Below are 17,076 nucleotides of genomic sequence, written 5' to 3' on the forward strand. Positions count from 1 at the left end.
TTGGCTTACCGCTTACCTACTCCCACTCTATAGTCGCCGGCGGCTTGGAGGTGATGTCGTAAACCACCCGGTTGACGTGGCGTACCTCGTTGACGATGCGGGAAGAAATGCGCTCCAGCAATTCGTAAGGCAACCGCGCCCAGTCGGCCGTCATGGCGTCGTCGCTGGTTACGGCCCGGACGACGATAGGGTAGGCATAGGTGCGCTCGTCGCCCATAACGCCCACGCTTTTCATGGAGGGCAGCACGGCAAAGGACTGCCAGATGTCCCGGTAGAGCCCGGCCCGCCGGATTTCTTCAGTTACAATGGCATCCGCCTGGCGTAAAATGGCCAGCCTTTCCGGTGTAACCTCCCCCAGGATACGGATGGCCAGGCCCGGACCCGGGAAGGGCTGGCGCCAGACGATCTCCTCGGGCAGGCCCAGTTCCTCCCCCACCCGGCGCACTTCGTCTTTAAATAAAAGCCGCAGCGGTTCGATGAGCTCCAGCTCCATATCTTCCGGCAGGCCGCCGACGTTATGATGGCTTTTAATAACGGCCGCCGTCGCGGTGCCGCTTTCGATCACATCGGGGTACAAGGTACCCTGGACCAGGAAATCCACTTTCCCCAGCTTCCTGGCCTCCTCTTCAAAGACGCGGATGAACTCGTGGCCGATAATCTTGCGCTTCTCTTCCGGATCCGTCACCCCTGCCAGTTTGGCCAGGAAACGCGCGCCGGCATCGACATAGACCAGGTTCACCTGCATTGCCCGGCCAAAGGTTTCCTGCACCTGTTCCGCTTCGCCCTGGCGCAGGAGGCCGTGATTGACAAAGACGCAGGTTAAACGGTCGCCTACGGCCCGGTGCACCAGGGCAGCGGCCACGGAAGAATCGACGCCGCCACTCAGGGCACACAGCACCCGGCCGTCACCAACCCGCTCCCGGATGGCCGCTACCTGCTCTTCGATAAAGGAGCTGACCGACCAGTCACCGCGGCAGCCGCACACCTGGAAGAGGAAGCGGCGGAGCATTTCCTGGCCCAGGGGTGTGTGCTTGACTTCCGGGTGAAACTGGACGCCGTAAAGCCGGCGCTCCGGGTCGCTCATGGCGGCCACCGGCGTGTGGGCCGAGCGGGCCGTTACCCGGAACCCCGGCGGCGGGGCACTGATATAGTCGCCGTGGCTCATCCAGCACTGCATGTTACGGGGCAAGCCGGCAAAAAGGGGGTCGTCGGTCGTTACTTCCAGCCCGGTCTTGCCGTACTCCCGCCCTGCAGCCGCTTCCACCCGCCCCCCCAGGTCATGGGCCATGAGCTGCATGCCATAACATATGCCTAAAACGGGGATCCCGCTCTCATATAGAGCCCGGTCAATGCGGGGCGCACCCGGGCTGTAGACGCTGGCCGGCCCGCCGGAAAAAACGATGCCTTTGGGCCGCCGGGCCAGGATCTCCTCCAGGGGCGTATTAAAGGGGATCATTTCCGAGTAAACCCCTGCTTCACGGATGCGCCGGGCGATCAACTGGTTGTACTGGCCGCCGAAGTCCAGCACCAGGACTATTTCCGCAGGTTGCTTGTTTTCTTGCATTTTCTATCCCTCTTTTCATTTCTGCCGGGCGTAAACTTCCGGTTTTAAAACGCAGATGTCCGGCAAATGGCGGTATTTCTGGGCATAATCGAGGCCGTATCCAACCACAAAATAATCCGGAATGGAAAAGCCGGTATAATCGACATGGACATCCACCAGCCGCCGCTCGGGCTTATCCAGGATGGTGCAGGCGCGCACACTTAAAGGCTTGCGGGCCTTTAAATTTTCCAGCAGGTATTTTAGAGTCAGGCCGGTATCAACGATGTCCTCCACAATGAGGAGGTGTTTGTCTTCCACCGGCACTTCCAGGTCCTTCAAGATGCGTACGGCACCCGAGGTGGTGGTCCCGGCACCGTAACTGGAAACGGCCATAAAATCGAGCTGCAGGGGAATGGTAATCTCCCGCACCAAATCGGCGAGGAAAATAATGGCCCCTTTGAGGATACCCACCACCAGCAGGTCCTTGCCGGCATAATCGCGGCTGATGGCCGCGCCCATTTCTTTAACCCGTTTTTTTATTTCAGCGGCGCTGACCAGGACTTCAGCAATATCATCCTGCAAAAATAATTCCTCCCCCGAAATAAAAGTACGATGTTTACAGCAGTTAAGTATAGTTGCGGCAAACTTCCCCCGCCGGCCTTTATTTAATATACCTCTTGACAGTTTACCATAACCTTGTTATTTTCGCTGTATAACGGCAAAATCCTCCCGGCCGGCCAAATTTGGCGCTGAAGGAGTGAACTCCATGTTCCCCGTCACCAGTACATTAGAAAAAAGGGCGCGCCAGGTCCTGGGGGTCGGTCCCGATGCCGGCGCCCGGGTAATAAAAAAGGCGTACCGCCGCCTGGCCCGGCAGTACCACCCCGACAGTCATTCGGATGATAAGGTTGCTGTTGAAAAGTTTCTCCTGATCACCGAGGCTTATCAATACCTTCTACGCCATAAACTGCCCGGCCGCAACTCCCTGTTAACAGCCGACCTTACCCTGGAAAATGAGGATCCGGATGAACGGTATGCTCGCTGGTGGATGGAGCATTTTGGGGAATTTTTCTAGCGCAACAGATACACCATGAGTTGCCAAGTTTAAAGGACAAAGGAAAGTAATACTTTAGCAGCGTCGGTACTTGTCTCGGAACCTTGTATATGATATTAATTATCTTATAGGGAAAAACTTAATATATGTTGAGCAGAGTTGAGGAACGCTAAGTTCGGGTTCAGACGAGACGACTCGGAGCTTTTGGGGTGAGGACCAGCTTGGGTAGAGCTGGTTTTTTTATTTATAAGAGGAGGCCAGAATAAATATGACTACGCCATTACCCATTGTAACCGAAGTCAAAGCACCTCCGGACCCGGAGGCCCTTTATGCCGCCCTCACCGGCGGCCGGGAAAACAGCTTCCTGCTGGAAAGCGCCCTTTTTAACCCCCGCTGGGGTCGCTATTCATTTTTAGGCAGCGAACCCTTCCTGGTAGTCAGGACCAGGGGCTACCAGGCCCGGCTCTCCTGGCCCGGCCAACCGGTGCAAACCCTTACCGGCAACCCCTGGGAAATCATCCGCTCCCTTATAGCCCCCTACACCCTCCCCCGGCGAGAACACCCCATTCCTTTTACCGGTGGCATCGTCGGCTACCTGGCCTATGACTTGGGCCGTTACATCGAGAAGCTGCCGTCACAGGCTGCTGATGACCTACCCTTCCCGGAGAGTTACCTGGCATTTTATAGTAACATTGTGGCCATCGATCATCACGAGGAAAGGGTTTACGTGGCTGCCAGCGGTTTCCCGGCTACTGGTCCTGCCGCCGTAAAGGAAGCCCTGGCCCGGGTAAAGGAAATAACCGCGCGCCTGCAAAAGGCAAGACCCCTGCCGCCCCCGGCGGGGGCAAATGGGACCAGAACACCCGTTAATTCCCTTTTTACTCCAGAATCCTATTACCTGGCCGTCACCAGGGCTAGGGAATATATTGCCGCCGGGGATATTTTTGAAGTAAACTTATCTCAACGTCTGCAAACAGAGCCTGCTCTAGAACCCTGGGAACTTTACCGGCGCCTGCAGCGGGTCAACCCGGCTCCCTTTGCCGCCTACCTGCCCATAAAAGAAGGCACCATCGCCAGCGCCTCGCCGGAAAGGTTTTTACGAGTGAGTCAAGGCCAGGTAGAAACGCGGCCCATTAAAGGCACCCGGCCCCGGGGCCGGACCCCGGCCGAAGATGCCGCCTTACGCCAGGAGTTATGGAAGAGTGCCAAGGACCGGGCCGAACTGGTGATGATCATCGACCTGGAAAGGAACGACCTGGGCCGGGTCTGCCAGGTAGGGTCGGTGCGGGTGCCGGAGCTTTTTGTCCTGGAAGAATACGCCACCGTTTTCCACCTGGTAAGCACCATCACCGGCACCCTGCAGCCCGGCAGGGATATGGTGGACCTGTGGCGGGCCACCTTTCCCGGAGGTTCCATAACCGGGGCACCAAAAGTACGTTCTATGGAGATTATCGAAGAACTGGAACCGGTAAGGCGCAGCGTCTATACCGGTGCCATCGGCTACCTGGGTTTTGACGGTGAAGCCGACTGGAATATCGTTATTCGTACCTTTCTCCTGGCCGGCAGCCGGGCCTATTTCCAGGTCGGCGGCGCTGTTACGGCCGATTCGGAGCCAGAGCGGGAGTACCAGGAAACCCTGGATAAGGCCCGCGGACTGATCCTGGCCCTGGGGTTATGAAACAGGAGAAAACGGCACCCGGAAGGAAACTGCCCCCGTTCTTTCAGTCCCGCGGCACCGGTCCCGGAGCCGCTCCAGCTCTTCCGCCTTGGCTGCTCATCATGACATTGGTCTTCTTCGAAAGCCAGAAAGAGTAAAAAACAGTTCACTGGTAAAAGAGCTGTTTTGGGAGGAAAAACACCCATGCCTGAAGCAATGGTCTACCTTAACGGCTTCCTCCAGACCCTGGCAGAAACGGCAATCAACCCTACAGCTCCCGGTTTCCTGTACGGGGCGGGGTTATTTGAAACAATCCGCATCGAAAAGGGCAGAGCACTTTTTCTCGCCGAACACCTTCAACGTCTTATCAGCAGTGCCCGGCGCCTGGGCTGGCCTGTACCCGAAACTTCCGGCCTCCCAGCAGCTATCCAGGCTACCATCGCCGCCAACCAGGTGACCACCGGCCGCGGTCGCCTGAACTTTTTCCAGGGCTCCCGGGACTATAACCTGATGTTTACGGCCGAGAACGGCCTGCCCTATACACCGGAAGATTACCGCAAGGGCTGCCGGGCTGTCATAGCCACCATTCGCCGCAACCAGCATTCTCCCTTAGCCGGCCTCAAGACCATGAACTACCTGGAAAACCTCCTGGCCCTGACCGAAGCCCGGAAAAAAGGTGCCCGGGAGGCCCTGCTTTTGAACCTTGACGGCAACCTGGCCGAAGGCAGCCGCAGCAACCTCTTCCTTATCCAGCAGGATACCCTCTATACTCCCGACCTGGCCAGCGGTCCCCTGCCCGGCCTGGCCCGGGCCCGGGTGCTGAAGCACGCCGCCCGCCTGGGCCTGGCAGTAAAAGAAGGGCCCTTAAAGCCTGAGGCCCTTCTGGATGCCGGGGAGGCCTTCCTGACTAACAGCCTGATGGAGATCCTTCCCCTAACATGGGTGGACGACCGGCCCATCGGCAACGGCCGGCCCGGCCCGGTGACAGCGTTACTCCAGGCCAGGTACAGGGAAGAAAAATGCTTATTTAAACAATAACGCAGGTAAAAAGGTAGCAAGCTGTGGAAATAAGACCAGTATTATTATACAAATTACCATACAGATAAAGAAAGGTAAAATTCCTTTGAACGTTGTTTCCATGGGTACATCCGGACTGACGCTATTGATTGCATAAACGTTTACCCCTACAGGAGGTGTTATCTGCCCCATTTCCATCAAAATAACTATTACGACCCCGAACCATACGGGATCAAAGCCCATGGCAAATATCGCGGGATAAATTGCTGGCAAGGTAAGTAAAATCATTGGTATAACATTCATTAGGCATCCTAAAATGATATATATTATACACATAGCTGTAAATATAAAATATCGATTAAATGGTAATCCCGTAACAACATTGGCCAGCAGGTGAGGAAGCCTGGTAGCCGCGAGGAAGTATCCTAAGATCCCTACGCCGATTAATATCATAAATAGTTTGATCGTAATCTTCGCCGTATCTTTAATCGACGTAACAATACCTTCCCAGCTCAAGCGCCGCCTTACAATGCCAATGATAAAAGCGCCCATAGCACCAATTGCGCCTCCTTCAGTCGAGCTGAAGGACCCGCTCAGGATGCCCCCCATAATGATAAGAAATAAGATTAACATGCTGGATATACCCTTAAGGGACACGAGCTTTTCTTTTAAGGAAAAAACTTCACCGGGGGGAGCCAAAGCGGGGTTGCGCCTGGCTATTATATAAATGCAGCCGATATACATTGAGGCAAGGATAATTCCCGGTATAATACCGGCGATAAAAAGTTTGCCGATGGACTCCTCAGTTATAATCGCGTAGAAAATGAAACCTATGCTCGGCGGGATCAATATGCCCAGGGTACCCCCTGCCGCCAGGCAACCGGTCGCCAGCCCGGGATGGTATTTTCTCTTTTTCATCTCCGGCAGGGCGACAGTACCCATGGTCACCGCCGTCGACATGCTGTCGCCACAGACAGCGGCAAAACCCGCACACCCCGCCACAGCCGCCATGGCCAGTCCCCCCGGCAGCCTTCCCAGCCATTTATAAGCAGCCTCAAACAATTCATCGCTTATTCCTGCATACAACGCCAGCTCTCCCATGAGGATAAACAATGGGGCTACGGCAAGAATAAAGGACGCTGTCGAAAAATAGGGTGCTATTCCCAGCATACTGAAAGCGGCAACCGCATTTCTGGTGGCCATAAGTAAACCCAAATACCCTGCTAAAGCCATGGCAAAACCGATAGGCATGCCGAGAAGCATCAGTAAGAAAAGGAATAAAGCTCCCAGGCTTCCCAAAGAAAGACCGCTGATACGGAAGGGCAGGGTTTTAATATAAAATGGTAATAAGATAATTAACACGCCCAGGGCCAGGATAACTAACAAATAAAGCCACTTACCGTCTTTAATAATCTTTTTGGCTATTTTAAGAAAATCAGTTGCCACAATTAATGTTAACAATAACGTTCCAACAGCAGCAATAACCAAAAAAATTGAGATAGGAATTCCTAAGGCCGTGCTTTTCGTCCCTATCTTTTTGATTGCCTGCAAATAGGTCTGCCAGGAGATTATGGCAAATAGGATTGTCGAGGCCAGGTAAATAAACCCGTCAATGACAGTCTGCAACCACTGGGGAAAACGGGAAACTAACAATTCAATGCGTATGTGCTCTTTTTCGGCCTGGATATAAGCAAGTCCCAGGAATACGAGTATAACCAGCATGAATTCTTCCATTTCTATTATGCCCGGCAGGGATTTTCTCAATATTAAACGGGCCAGGACGTCAAGGGTTATCGGTATGGGCATCAAGCCCGCAATAAAATAGCTGATCGTGTACAGCTTGCCCGAAAGAGCATGAAATACCTTCACGCTATTCACCCTTCTGTGTCAGTTTGTTTTTACCTTACTTAACTTAAATTATCCTCCTGGCAGGTTATTTCCCTGCAAGCAGATTAGCGGCCAACTTGACCGCTAATCTGCCATTGGGTTATATCACCTTACTATTCGCGGTATCCCCTGCCAGTCTTTTTGGCGAATTCTTCTCCCAAGCGGATCGCTTCGTTCAGGACTTCTCTTGCCTTGGTGTAACCTTTAGCTTCCATATCTTTAACCCATTTTTCATGAATCGGTTTTACGGCCTCAAACCATCTGGCTCTCTCATTCTCCGGCAGGACGTAGAATTCATGCCCGTTATCTTTGAGCCATTTAGAGTCATTGACCGCTCCCTCATCGAGGGTCTTACCGCAAAGCTGGGCCATCTTTTCACCGGTGGTCTGGTCAATAACCTTCTGGACGTCCGCCGGCAGGCCGGCAAATTTCTCTTTATTCATTACCATAAAGAACGGCCCGACGCAGACGTCTACGATGGTGTGGTATTTGGCGGCGTCACTGATCTTGTATGATTTTAACGGTGCCAGGGGGCACATCACGCCATCCGCCATGCCTCTCTGCAAAGCTAAATACGTATCTGTTGCGGACACTTCGATGGGGTTGGCGCCTAACGAACGGATGATCTCAAGTATTTTGGGCGACCAGCCGATAATCTTCATACCCTTCAAGTCTTCAAGGGTTTTAACCATCTTCTTCGTGGTATGCAGCTGATAGGTAGCACTTGTCCACTGCCAGAGCACTTTAACGCCCTCAAATTCTTTCTGCCATTCGGGGTATTTCTTATACAATTCCCACGTCACCAGGCTGCCTGCTTCGGCGCCGGGCACTATTAATGGCAGCTCCATTACTTCATTTAATGGGAATTTGCCTGGATAATAACCGCAATACGACCCGCCTATGTCCACCATGCCGCTGACAACAGAATCAAATACGTCTTTATCCGGACAGAGGGCGCCTTGATTGTAAAAATTAAATTTTACTTTACCGCCGCTCTGCTCCTCAACTGATTTCAACCAAGGTTTAAAAGCATTGACAACTGTGGGATGTGTTTCCATATAGGCACTGGCAAAGTTTAATTCCTGCACTTGGGCAGTTGAAGTACTGCTTCCCGACGACTGCTGTTGCTGCTGTTGCTTTCCCCCACCGCAACCGCCTAAAATAAGGCTCAAGCTCAGTACTGCCACCAAGATAAATACTGGCATTTTTTTCATACTACTACCCCCTTAAAATTAATTTATAAATTGTAACCACTTTCCTTTTAACCTTAAAAAATTATTTATCCAGCTCGTCACCGGCAGCAACACAAAGAGCAGTATCTCCTTGGTATGGCAAAACGCCTTCAACGACGGTTTCTTTTAAACGCTCAATCGGAGCAGCGCCAGGGACACGGAAGGTAGTTACATCAATTCGCTCAACGGGTACTTCTTTCGGAGGATCTAGCTGCGGGATCCATTCATATGGCGCCCTGTAGGCCCTGTAAATCATATTCAACCGCAGCATCTTGCCCCAGTAAGGGCTGATGTATTCCCAAACGATTTCATGTTTGGGGGTCACCTCTATAATCCTGCCCCCCGATCCTTCTGTAATTAAGGTGTTACCGTTAGGCAGCCTCTGGGCGCTGCTGATAAACGGGCTGTAGAAGCGGTTGGCATCCACTGGATGGACATACCCGGCTTCTACCGGTGTGTACTGCCAGATAATCTCCAGGGTTACCGGGTTGATCTCCAGCACGCGCGAATAATCGCGCAAGGCATTTTTTATACCTTTAGGTGCGCCCGGGTTGGGAGCCCCGTATCCGGCCCAGCCGCCGTTGTCAAACACTAGAATATTTCCTTCGCCCGGCAGACCCCGCGGGATCATATGGGCGTGGTGCTGGCCGATAATCCAGCCGAGGTGCCTCACTTCTTTTGCATTGTAATCGGGACCTAGCTTCCAGACAATTTTTCCCGTCTTCTTGTCGATAATGGCGATAATGTTTGTTTCTCGCCCGTCCCAGATTATATTGTCCGGGTGAAAACGCTCGTCGCCGGCGTCGTACCACTTGTTGGGGCCCAGGACCGACATGGAGTTGATATGCATCCAGTCGCCCATGCCGCCGCCCGAAGGGCGCATATTGGGATCCCGGCAAAGGATGTTTTTGGCTTCCTCACTAAACTCATATTCATCAAAGTGATCGCTGCATATCCATTCCCAGACGATGTCGCCTTCCCACGTGACTTCGATGATAGTATCGTCGAGCAGGAGTTTATCCGATATCTTGGGGTTCTTAAGGTTCTTGTGGCAGAGGATGAGGGTGTTCCCCCCGTCAACCCGCGGTTCCATGCCGGGCACATAGTAACCCACCGGGTTGCCCTCGCGCTGGTAATCATGATGCTGCCTGGCCATCCACTGGGGCTTCTCGCCGGGATCTTCAATATACTCGTACCTGTTGAACCTCCAGACAATGTTTCCTTCCCAGTCCACCTGTACGAGATCGATCTGATCCTGCATGCCGTAGGCGTTATTTCTTTCCCCGGTGTTTCCCATCACGTAACCGCCCGGGAGAAGCTTGTTGGGAAAGCCGTGCAGCCCCTTCCACAGCTGGACTTCGGCGCCGTTCATGTCAATTACCAGCGCTCCCAGCTCCCTGGCCTGAAAAACGGTGTAGCCGTTCCAGCATTTTTCTGGGTTATAAATGGTAACCCCTGTGGGATAAACACTCGGATAGGTCATCGTAATCCTCCTTAAATCCGGGTCATAGTACCCTTGCTTTATTACTGGCGCTCTAAATCTGCGAATACCTGAAAAGACCTTGCCGCTGTTCTGTAAGTGAAAAGCAATTTGGGATCAATTGCTTCCAATGATTTTAAACGATTATCCCCGGCCTCCCTGGGTTGGAACATTCTTATGAGGTAAGGATGTTTCTTGCTTCCTGTTACCTTTTCAATAAAGCTGGCGGTAAGGGCGATTTCTTCAGGCGTCATATAGCTAATATCTGCCGGTTCCCTATTGTGACGAATTACCGGTACGATAGTTGTCTGAAATTGGTATTCTGGAAATTGAGGTACCAGGGAAATAGTTTTTTCTATATCCTGTAGATCAACGTCTTCTCCCAAAATCCTGCTGTAAAGTTCTGGCGGGCCAAGGACATTCATAACAACATGATCCGCTAAATTCTGGTCTAATACCATCTGTAAAATATAACTGTTCCTGCCATCCGTATCCAACTTTAGTTTCATAGAATTACCTTTTAGATAGCGTAAAACTGCTAGAAAATCTTCAGCATACCCAGGATTACCAGAAGAAATGTGTATCCCGTCTACCCACTCACGATGTAGAGTACCAACACTAAAATAACCATCCAGTTTTTCTCCAGAATAAAGATAAGCTAGTACAGGACCAATCCCTTGGCGGATTATGTTCCCATCAGTAAAAATAGGGAATTCTATTCCATCAGCACCACGATATATATTCTTTCGGTTGGATGTATAAAACTGCTGGAATTCATCCTTTCCTTCTGCTTTTATATCCTTCTCCACAAAAGCAATACCTGTTTCCTTCATGAAAGCCTTAACAATCTTACAACGGGTACAGCCCGTAACTGTAAAGATTGTGTTACACAAATACCCGATCCCCCCCTAATAAAGCTTTCCTCTAAAGCCAGGGCAACATAATCTGTTTGTCCTTATTGTTATTTTAACAAGGTTGTTAACCAGGTGCTTGTAATCTAAATTACATACCCCTGAATTTTATTTTTGGAGATATAAAATTTGTTTACCTTGATCCTAAAACTTTTGCGTTCTATAATATTTTATAGGCTAAAGATAGATCTCCCAAGGGTAATATAAAAATAATTATTAAGGGAGATACATGATGGTAAGCCAAAACATGGAAGTTTTTCTTACAACTTCACCCTGGATTAATGCTGATTTTTTGAAATCAAATAATATCTCTTATGAAGAAGAGCTTGTATTTATCAAGAAAATTGGTACATTTTGTCACTACAAAAAAGATAGGATAATTATCGGGATAGGAACACGTGTTGATCGTTTTTTCTACCTGCAAGATGGCATAGTAAAATATACCCTTCTAAGTCGTGGGGGATCAGAAAAGCCGGTCTTATATGTAAGCCCCGGCTGCTTCTTTGGGGATGAGGCTTTTTTTCATGGTCAACCGGTAATTTTCAATGCTTTAGCCATGGAAGATGTAAAAGCAATATCTATCCATAAACATCACCTTAACGAGCTCTTTTCCAGACCAGGTCTCGTTTATATGCTTCTTAAATCAGTTAGCCTTAAATCCCGCATGTTAGCTAATCAGATTGAAGATCTGGCCTTCCGTAACACAACAGAAAAGTTATGCCGTCTCCTTTATTGCTTACTCCTTGACCCCAGTAGTAAGCAGAAAATAAACACCTGTATAAAGTTTACCCATCATGAACTGGCAAACCTCGCTGGAGTTCACAGGGTCACCGTTACCAATGCCATATCCCATTTAAAAGAAGAGGGTATTATCCATACCCTCCCAGATGGAACAATAGTGGTTGATAACTGGGACAAGTTAAGAAAATATGGTTTTGGGGAATAATTTCATACTGGCCACAAAAAAACCGCCTCAATAGGTTGCCCTTCCGGGCTATTTATTGGGGCGTTTTAATGTTGATGCGCTTGTTAAAATCATAGAAGTCAACTGTCATGGTGAGTTTATCCTGGGGATGCTGGCGGTGAGCGGCTTCCAGGGAAACTTTGCGGATGTAGTTGCTTCCTCGTTCGACCCACAACTGGTAGTAAGGGTCCTGCCAGTAGCTGTTAAAGAACTGGTTGTTGACCTGGGGCCGGCAGGTGAGGAGGTAGGGCCTTCCCGGCACTTTTTTCTGGCGGCCAAGAAACTTCAAATCATCCACCCGGGTAATTTTCAAAATGGACAGGGGATTGATTTCCGCCATATACTTTTCCTGCTCCAGGGGGTTGTTGCCGGGCGTAACCATCCAGCGTTTAGAGGTCGGGTCGCGAAAATAAGTGGTATCTTCGACCTGGTAGATCTCCACCGGCTGGCCGGTCATCTGGCCCTTTAAATACAGGCTACCGTCATAACCCCTCTCCCCGTCCAGGCTGCTTAAGTCTATTTTATTGCCGCCGGTTATAAGGCTTGCCTCGACGTGGAAACGGTAGCTGGTTGCCCGGTTGGTAGTATCCAGGGCCTTGACAATCAGTTCCATGGGTTCAACCTTTATTTCCCGCAGGTAATAGGAATAACACCAGACCCCCACCAGGGCCAGAACGATTACTAAGGACAGGATGAAGGGCCAGCGCAAAAATTTTTTAACCAATAAAACCACCTTCCTGCCAGCATCCCTATTTAATTGATATGGCAGGCGGGAAGGTTTATACCTGGGGATTATTGGCAACAAAAGCATGCGAGGCTATCTGTAAACGCCATACTCGGCTGTTGCCCGGTAAAGGGCGAGGACATTTTCCGGCGGCAAGCCGGCACTCAAGATACCGCCGGAGGTAGAAAAGATATATCCCCCGCCGGGCGACGCCGCCAGCAGGAGCTGCCGTGCTGCCGCCGTAATGGTTTCCGGCGTACCTGTAGCCAGGAGGTTCAAGTCGAAGTTGCCCATCAAGCACAGGCGCCCGCCGTATTCCTTCTTTATAGCGCCAATATCCATGCCGGCGCCCGGCTCCAGACCCTGGATGCCGTCCAGGGGTATTGAAGCCAGGTCGGGCAATACGGCCTGCAGGTTACCGTCGGAGTGGTAAAGGACCGGAACGCCCATGGCTTTAATGGCTTCTACCTGGCGTTGCAAAAGGGGTAAAAAGGTTTCCCGCCACAGGGCCGGGCGGATATACGTCCCCCGTTCATAAGCGATGTCGTCACCGATAATCAGGGCATGGGCCCCGGCCTGGACGCAAAGGCGGGCCAGTTCTATGTTAAAGTCGACTACCGCGGCGGCCAGCTCGGCGACGGCCCTTTTACCGGTAGCCACCGCCAGGAGAAATCCCGTAAAATCAAAAAGCTTGCCGGTGCCCTGAAAGGGCCCGTCGACAAAGGCGAAAACGAAGAAATCCGTTTCCTCCCGCCAGCGTTTTATAGGAAGGAGGTCAAAGGTACAGGCTGGAGGCAGGCGGTAACCTGCCGCCTCCCGGAGGTCGGCAATTGCAGGGGTTTCGACGGTAACAAGGCCCCCCCGCCACTGTAGCCGCCGGCCCCAGGCATCCCGGTAGCAGTCATTTCCCTCGTCCTTAAGCGGCGCCCGGGGAGTGACGGCCAGGAGGTCCATGCCCAGAAGCTCCCGGGCGGTCGCCTCCTCGATAAAACCGCCTGGTCCTTCACGGCCCAGAAGGGCGGCTGCCAGCCCTGGTTCCAGCTCAAATTCTCCCGCCGGCACCCGGTCGGGTCGTTTCCGGGCCAGGGCCGCCCGCACCCGTTCAATGTGGTTCACGGTAGCTCGCCTCCGACAGTTACGGTAACAGCAGGGATTTCATAAACACATCCTGGAAAGACGGTCGGGTCATGAGTTCGATATAGCCCACTTCGCGGGCTATTCTTTCACCCCGCCGCCTTTCGGCCATGGAAAGGAGGGCGAGCCGCGCCCCGGTGCCGGCGGCATTGCCTACCTGGCGGAAGGCGCTTAAAGGAAGTTGGGGAAACATGCCGATGGTAATGGCGCTCTCCACCTTCAGGTGGGTGCCAAAGGCCCCGGCGACCACTACTTCTTCCAGGTCATTCACCGTAAGGCCCGCTGCTTCCAAAAGGAGCAGGGTACCGCTGGCAATGGCTGCCTTGGCCAGCTGGATCTCGCCTATATCCTTCTGGGTTACCACCAGGTCGCTGGCAATGCCGGTTTCCTCTGCCGGCACCAGCAGGAATTCCGCTGGCCCGCCCCCGGCAGGCCGCCTAACCCGGGGATGGTTCAAATCCAGCCGCCCATTGGCGTTAATGACACCGGTACGGTAAAGTTCGGCTACGGCATCCAGGATGCCGGAGCCACAGATGCCCAACGGAGGCATCCCGCCGATGCTCTCCCAGTACACCTCCCGGCCGTCGTCGCTTAACCCCACGGCGGCAATGGCCCCGGTAATGGCCCGCATTCCCTGGGCGATGTGGGCACCTTCAAAGGCCGGGCCGGAAGCGCAGGAGCAGGAAAGCATCTTGCCGCCATAGCTTAATACGATCTCCGTATTGGTGCCGATGTCCAAGCCCAGGGTTACTTTCCTTGCCGCGTCGATGCGGCTGCCCAGGATCATGGCCACGTGGTCGCCGCCGACAAAGCCGGCTATCGCCGGCGTTAGATAGACGTAGGCCCCCAGGCTGAAGTTCAAACCCAGGCGCCGGGCCTTTACTTCCACCGGCGTTGTCAGGGCCGGAACATAGGGCGCCCGGGCGAGCTGCTCCACGGGCAGGTGCAACAGCAGGTGGTGCATGGCCGTGTTGCCCACGACGACGGCTTCTTCAATGTCCGCCGTGGTAACGCCGGCCCTATCGGCCAGGGTGGCGGCCAGGCGGTTCAATCCCTCAATAACCACTTCTTGAATGCGCTGGTATTCCTCTTCCCCTTCCATGGCATAGCCCAGGCGGGCCATGACATCTTCACCGTAGGCAATCTGGGGATTCATGATCCCGTCGGCGGCCAGGGTAGCCCCCGTTTCCAGATTTATAAGAAAACCGGCCACCTTGGTGGTCCCCAGGTCGACGGCCAGGCCCAGGGGCGGCGGTGCCGGCCGTCCGGTGTAAATATTGATCACTTCTTTACTGCGTACCGTCACCGTTGCGGTGCCGCCGGCCGCCATGGGTGCCGTGGCCGACGCCAGGTCAAAGTCTATTGCCGGCCGTTCCAGGCCGTAAGCGGCTTCCAGTTCCGCGGCCACCTGCTGCCAGAGGGGCCGGGGATTCTCTATGGTCGTCCGGGCCAACGGCAGGTTATACCTTTTAACCGGGACTTCCGGGACGATTTCGACGTCCAATCCCTCGACCTGGAGCTGCTGCACGCCAAGCATGGATTCCGGTGGAATTTCTACTTTCAGCGGTCCCTGGATGACCGCCTGGCAGGCCAGGCGATATCCCTGTTCCAGTTGTTCCTGTTTCAAAAACCGCTTTTCCGCCGCCGTCGGCTCAGCGGCATCGCCGGCGGCTACCCGCACCCGGCAACGGCCGCACAGGCCCCTGCCGCCGCAGGGCGCCGTCAGGCCCCCGGCTCCCAGAGACAGCCCCAGCTGCTGGGCCGCGGCTAAAATAGTCTGGCCTTTTTTAACCTGCGCCCGCCGCCCCACCGGCTGGAAATCAATCAGTACTTCCTGCAAATTTCGCACCTCCAATTTTGCGGTACACGCCGGGCGTGTACCCTTCCTGTTTTTTAAACACCTGGCCGAAATAGCGGGCGTCATGATAGCCGACGCGCTCGGCAATCGCCGCCACCGGCAGGTCGGTGTTTAGCAGCAGCTCCTTGGCCGCCCTGAGGCGCACCCTGGTGAGGTAATCGATAAAGTTCTGACCCTTTACCTGTTTGAAGAGGCGGCTGAAATAGCAGGGGCTCAAATATACCTGCTGGGCCACTTCCTCAAGGGTGAGGTCGCGGCTGAAGTTGGCTTCGATAAACCTGCCTGCCCGTTCAATAAGAACGGAATTGCGTTGTTCCCGGCTGGTCGCCACCTGATCTACCAGTTCCATCAGGCGCTCCAGGATGCGCTGCCGCATATCCGCCAGGTTATCCAGGTGCAAAAATTCGCCGCTGGCGGCCAGGGTAAGGTCGGAAACGGCTTCCGCATCGGCCCCGGCCTCCAGGGCCGCATTGGCCGCCAGGGCCACTAGCTCCAGGATTTTCATCTTCAAAAGGGAAGGGCGTTCTTCTTCCAGGGTCAGTTCCATTAAAATTCTGCCGGCCTGACGGCGGGCGAGTTCCCGATCGCCCATGCGGATGGCCTGGGCCAGCTCCTGTTCCTCCCGGTCCGGCAGGAAACGCCTGGCCCGGGAGCGGGCGGCGACATCGTCGGCATGGATAACCTGGTCACCGCCGTAAAGGAGGCGGAATTCGGCGGCGGCCGCCGCCTCGGCATATGAGCGGGCCAGACCGGTAACGCTCTCAGCCGGACGGCCGATGCCGACGGTCACCGTCACCCCCGTCTCCCGGCGTACCTGACGGCAGATGGCCTCACCCAGGCGGATGGCGTCCCGGCGGGCGTCATATTCCTTCCCCGCCCGTTCAAGGGGCAGGAGGACGGCAAATTCGTCCCCGGTGACCGGGGCCACCAGGGCTCCGGGCCAGGTAGCCGCCGCCTTTTCAATGCACTCCTTCACCCGTTGTTTTAAGAGCTGCCGTTCAATCTCCGCTCCATCCTGGGCAAAGTTGGCAAAATTATCTATATCTACCAAAAGGGCCAGCCGCGGCAGGGAAGTGACCCCCAGGAAAAGGGCGCGGCTTTCCGCCTCGCCTGCCGTTATATTGCCATTAATCAGATCCATAATAAAACCAAGGCGAATCAGGGGTTTCATTTTTTCCAGGGCCTCTTTAAGGCGGGCTGTTTCCTGCCGGCGCCGGCGGGCGGCGGATATATAGAAAGCCAGTTCATCCATGAGTTTGATGACCTCTTCCCCGTCCATCGGCTTTAATAAATATTTGGAAGCACCCAGGGATACCGCTTCCCGGGCATAGTCGAATTCACCGTAGGCGGAAACGAAAACCAGCCTGGCTTCCGGCAATAAGGCCCGGATTTCTCGGCCGGCAGCCAGGCCGTCCATACCGGGCATCCTGATGTCCAGGAAGACAATATCCGGTTTTATAACTGAGGCCAGCTCTACGGCCTCTATACCGTTTCCTGCTTCCGCCGCCACCTGGTAATGGGGACGTTCCCTGGACAGCAAAAAGCGTATGGCCTGGCGTTCCAGGGGTTCGTCATCAACGAGCAGGACCTTAATTTCCGTTGCCAAAACCGGATA

Annotated in this window: 14 protein-coding genes; 4 read left to right on the forward strand and 10 right to left on the reverse strand. The window is 53.7% G+C overall.

Translation table 11 applies throughout. The features are described 5' to 3' along the window. Positions 1–16: 16 nt before the first annotated feature. Together guaA and hpt are read right to left on the reverse strand one after the other, a co-directional pair. Positions 17–1,564 (reverse strand): glutamine-hydrolyzing GMP synthase, encoded by a 1,548-nt coding sequence (gene guaA, locus NWF31_RS00555; RefSeq protein WP_258358551.1) that lies wholly within the window; start codon positions 1,562–1,564, stop codon positions 17–19. Between the two features lie 15 nt (positions 1,565–1,579). Continuing rightward, positions 1,580–2,125 (reverse strand): hypoxanthine phosphoribosyltransferase, encoded by a 546-nt coding sequence (gene hpt / locus NWF31_RS00560; protein WP_258358552.1) that lies wholly within the window; start codon positions 2,123–2,125, stop codon positions 1,580–1,582. Between the two features lie 184 nt (positions 2,126–2,309). On the opposite strand from hpt, the gene NWF31_RS14480 reads away from it, so the two are divergent. From NWF31_RS14480 to NWF31_RS00575, 3 genes are all read left to right on the forward strand, one after another. After that, a complete protein-coding gene (locus tag NWF31_RS14480; RefSeq protein WP_277998698.1) occupies positions 2,310–2,618 on the forward strand; it encodes a J domain-containing protein in 309 nt (102 codons plus the stop codon). 247 nt (positions 2,619–2,865) lie between these two features. Next, positions 2,866–4,275, forward strand: a complete 1,410-nt coding sequence (gene pabB / locus NWF31_RS00570) for an aminodeoxychorismate synthase component I (protein WP_258358553.1) — start codon at positions 2,866–2,868, stop codon at positions 4,273–4,275. Between the two features lie 183 nt (positions 4,276–4,458). After that, positions 4,459–5,292 (forward strand): aminotransferase class IV, encoded by an 834-nt coding sequence (locus tag NWF31_RS00575; RefSeq protein WP_258358554.1) that lies wholly within the window; start codon positions 4,459–4,461, stop codon positions 5,290–5,292. Here NWF31_RS00575 and NWF31_RS00580 read toward each other — a convergent pair. The 4 genes from NWF31_RS00580 to NWF31_RS00595 all read right to left on the reverse strand — a co-directional run bounded on the left by NWF31_RS00580 (position 5,278) and on the right by NWF31_RS00595 (position 10,763). After that, positions 5,278–7,140 (reverse strand): TRAP transporter large permease, encoded by a 1,863-nt coding sequence (locus NWF31_RS00580; protein ID WP_258358555.1) that lies wholly within the window; start codon positions 7,138–7,140, stop codon positions 5,278–5,280. The genes NWF31_RS00575 and NWF31_RS00580 overlap by 15 nt on opposite strands. A gap of 131 nt (positions 7,141–7,271) precedes the next feature. Next, the gene (locus NWF31_RS00585; protein ID WP_258358556.1) at positions 7,272–8,372 is read right to left on the reverse strand and encodes a TRAP transporter substrate-binding protein; all 1,101 of its coding nucleotides are present in this window, start codon (positions 8,370–8,372) and stop codon (positions 7,272–7,274) included. Between the two features lie 61 nt (positions 8,373–8,433). Continuing rightward, complete coding sequence (locus NWF31_RS00590) at positions 8,434–9,873, reverse strand: aryl-sulfate sulfotransferase (RefSeq protein ID WP_258358557.1); 1,440 nt, start codon at positions 9,871–9,873, stop codon at positions 8,434–8,436. Between the two features lie 41 nt (positions 9,874–9,914). Beyond that, complete coding sequence (locus tag NWF31_RS00595) at positions 9,915–10,763, reverse strand: thioredoxin domain-containing protein (RefSeq protein WP_258358558.1); 849 nt, start codon at positions 10,761–10,763, stop codon at positions 9,915–9,917. Between the two features lie 250 nt (positions 10,764–11,013). Between NWF31_RS00595 and NWF31_RS00600 the strand changes: the two genes are divergently transcribed. Beyond that, positions 11,014–11,727 carry a Crp/Fnr family transcriptional regulator gene (locus NWF31_RS00600; RefSeq protein WP_258358559.1) on the forward strand — a complete coding sequence of 238 codons (714 nt, stop codon included), beginning with the start codon at positions 11,014–11,016 and terminating at the stop codon, positions 11,725–11,727. Positions 11,728–11,779: 52 nt separating this feature from the next. On the opposite strand, the gene NWF31_RS00605 is transcribed toward NWF31_RS00600, so the two are convergent. The 4 genes from NWF31_RS00605 to NWF31_RS00620 form a co-directional block, all read right to left on the reverse strand. Continuing rightward, complete coding sequence (locus NWF31_RS00605) at positions 11,780–12,469, reverse strand: LolA-like protein (RefSeq protein ID WP_258358560.1); 690 nt, start codon at positions 12,467–12,469, stop codon at positions 11,780–11,782. Between the two features lie 93 nt (positions 12,470–12,562). Continuing rightward, complete coding sequence (locus NWF31_RS00610; RefSeq protein ID WP_258358561.1) at positions 12,563–13,585, reverse strand: uroporphyrinogen decarboxylase family protein; 1,023 nt, start codon at positions 13,583–13,585, stop codon at positions 12,563–12,565. A gap of 19 nt (positions 13,586–13,604) precedes the next feature. Next, positions 13,605–15,452 (reverse strand): ASKHA domain-containing protein, encoded by a 1,848-nt coding sequence (locus NWF31_RS00615; RefSeq protein ID WP_422880222.1) that lies wholly within the window; start codon positions 15,450–15,452, stop codon positions 13,605–13,607. Further along, positions 15,424–17,067 carry a response regulator gene (locus tag NWF31_RS00620; RefSeq protein ID WP_258358563.1) on the reverse strand — a complete coding sequence of 548 codons (1,644 nt, stop codon included), beginning with the start codon at positions 17,065–17,067 and terminating at the stop codon, positions 15,424–15,426. The genes NWF31_RS00615 and NWF31_RS00620 overlap by 29 nt, the downstream gene beginning before the upstream one ends. Positions 17,068–17,076: the final 9 nt, after the last annotated feature.

Origin of the sequence: Neomoorella sulfitireducens, assembly GCF_024733845.1 — a bacterium.
In the GTDB taxonomy this organism is placed as follows: Bacteria; Bacillota; DSM-521; order Neomoorellales; family Neomoorellaceae; genus Neomoorella; species Neomoorella sulfitireducens.

Coding starts and splice junctions, on each gene's coding strand:
- guaA (WP_258358551.1), bottom strand. CDS start 1,564: ATGCAAGAAAACAAGCAACCTGCGGAAATAGTCCTGGTGCTGGACTTC.
- NWF31_RS00585 (WP_258358556.1), bottom strand. CDS start 8,372: ATGAAAAAAATGCCAGTATTTATCTTGGTGGCAGTACTGAGCTTGAGC.
- NWF31_RS00600 (WP_258358559.1), top strand. CDS start 11,014: ATGGTAAGCCAAAACATGGAAGTTTTTCTTACAACTTCACCCTGGATT.
- NWF31_RS14480 (WP_277998698.1), top strand. CDS start 2,310: ATGTTCCCCGTCACCAGTACATTAGAAAAAAGGGCGCGCCAGGTCCTG.
- NWF31_RS00590 (WP_258358557.1), bottom strand. CDS start 9,873: ATGACCTATCCGAGTGTTTATCCCACAGGGGTTACCATTTATAACCCA.
- pabB (WP_258358553.1), top strand. CDS start 2,866: ATGACTACGCCATTACCCATTGTAACCGAAGTCAAAGCACCTCCGGAC.
- NWF31_RS00575 (WP_258358554.1), top strand. CDS start 4,459: ATGCCTGAAGCAATGGTCTACCTTAACGGCTTCCTCCAGACCCTGGCA.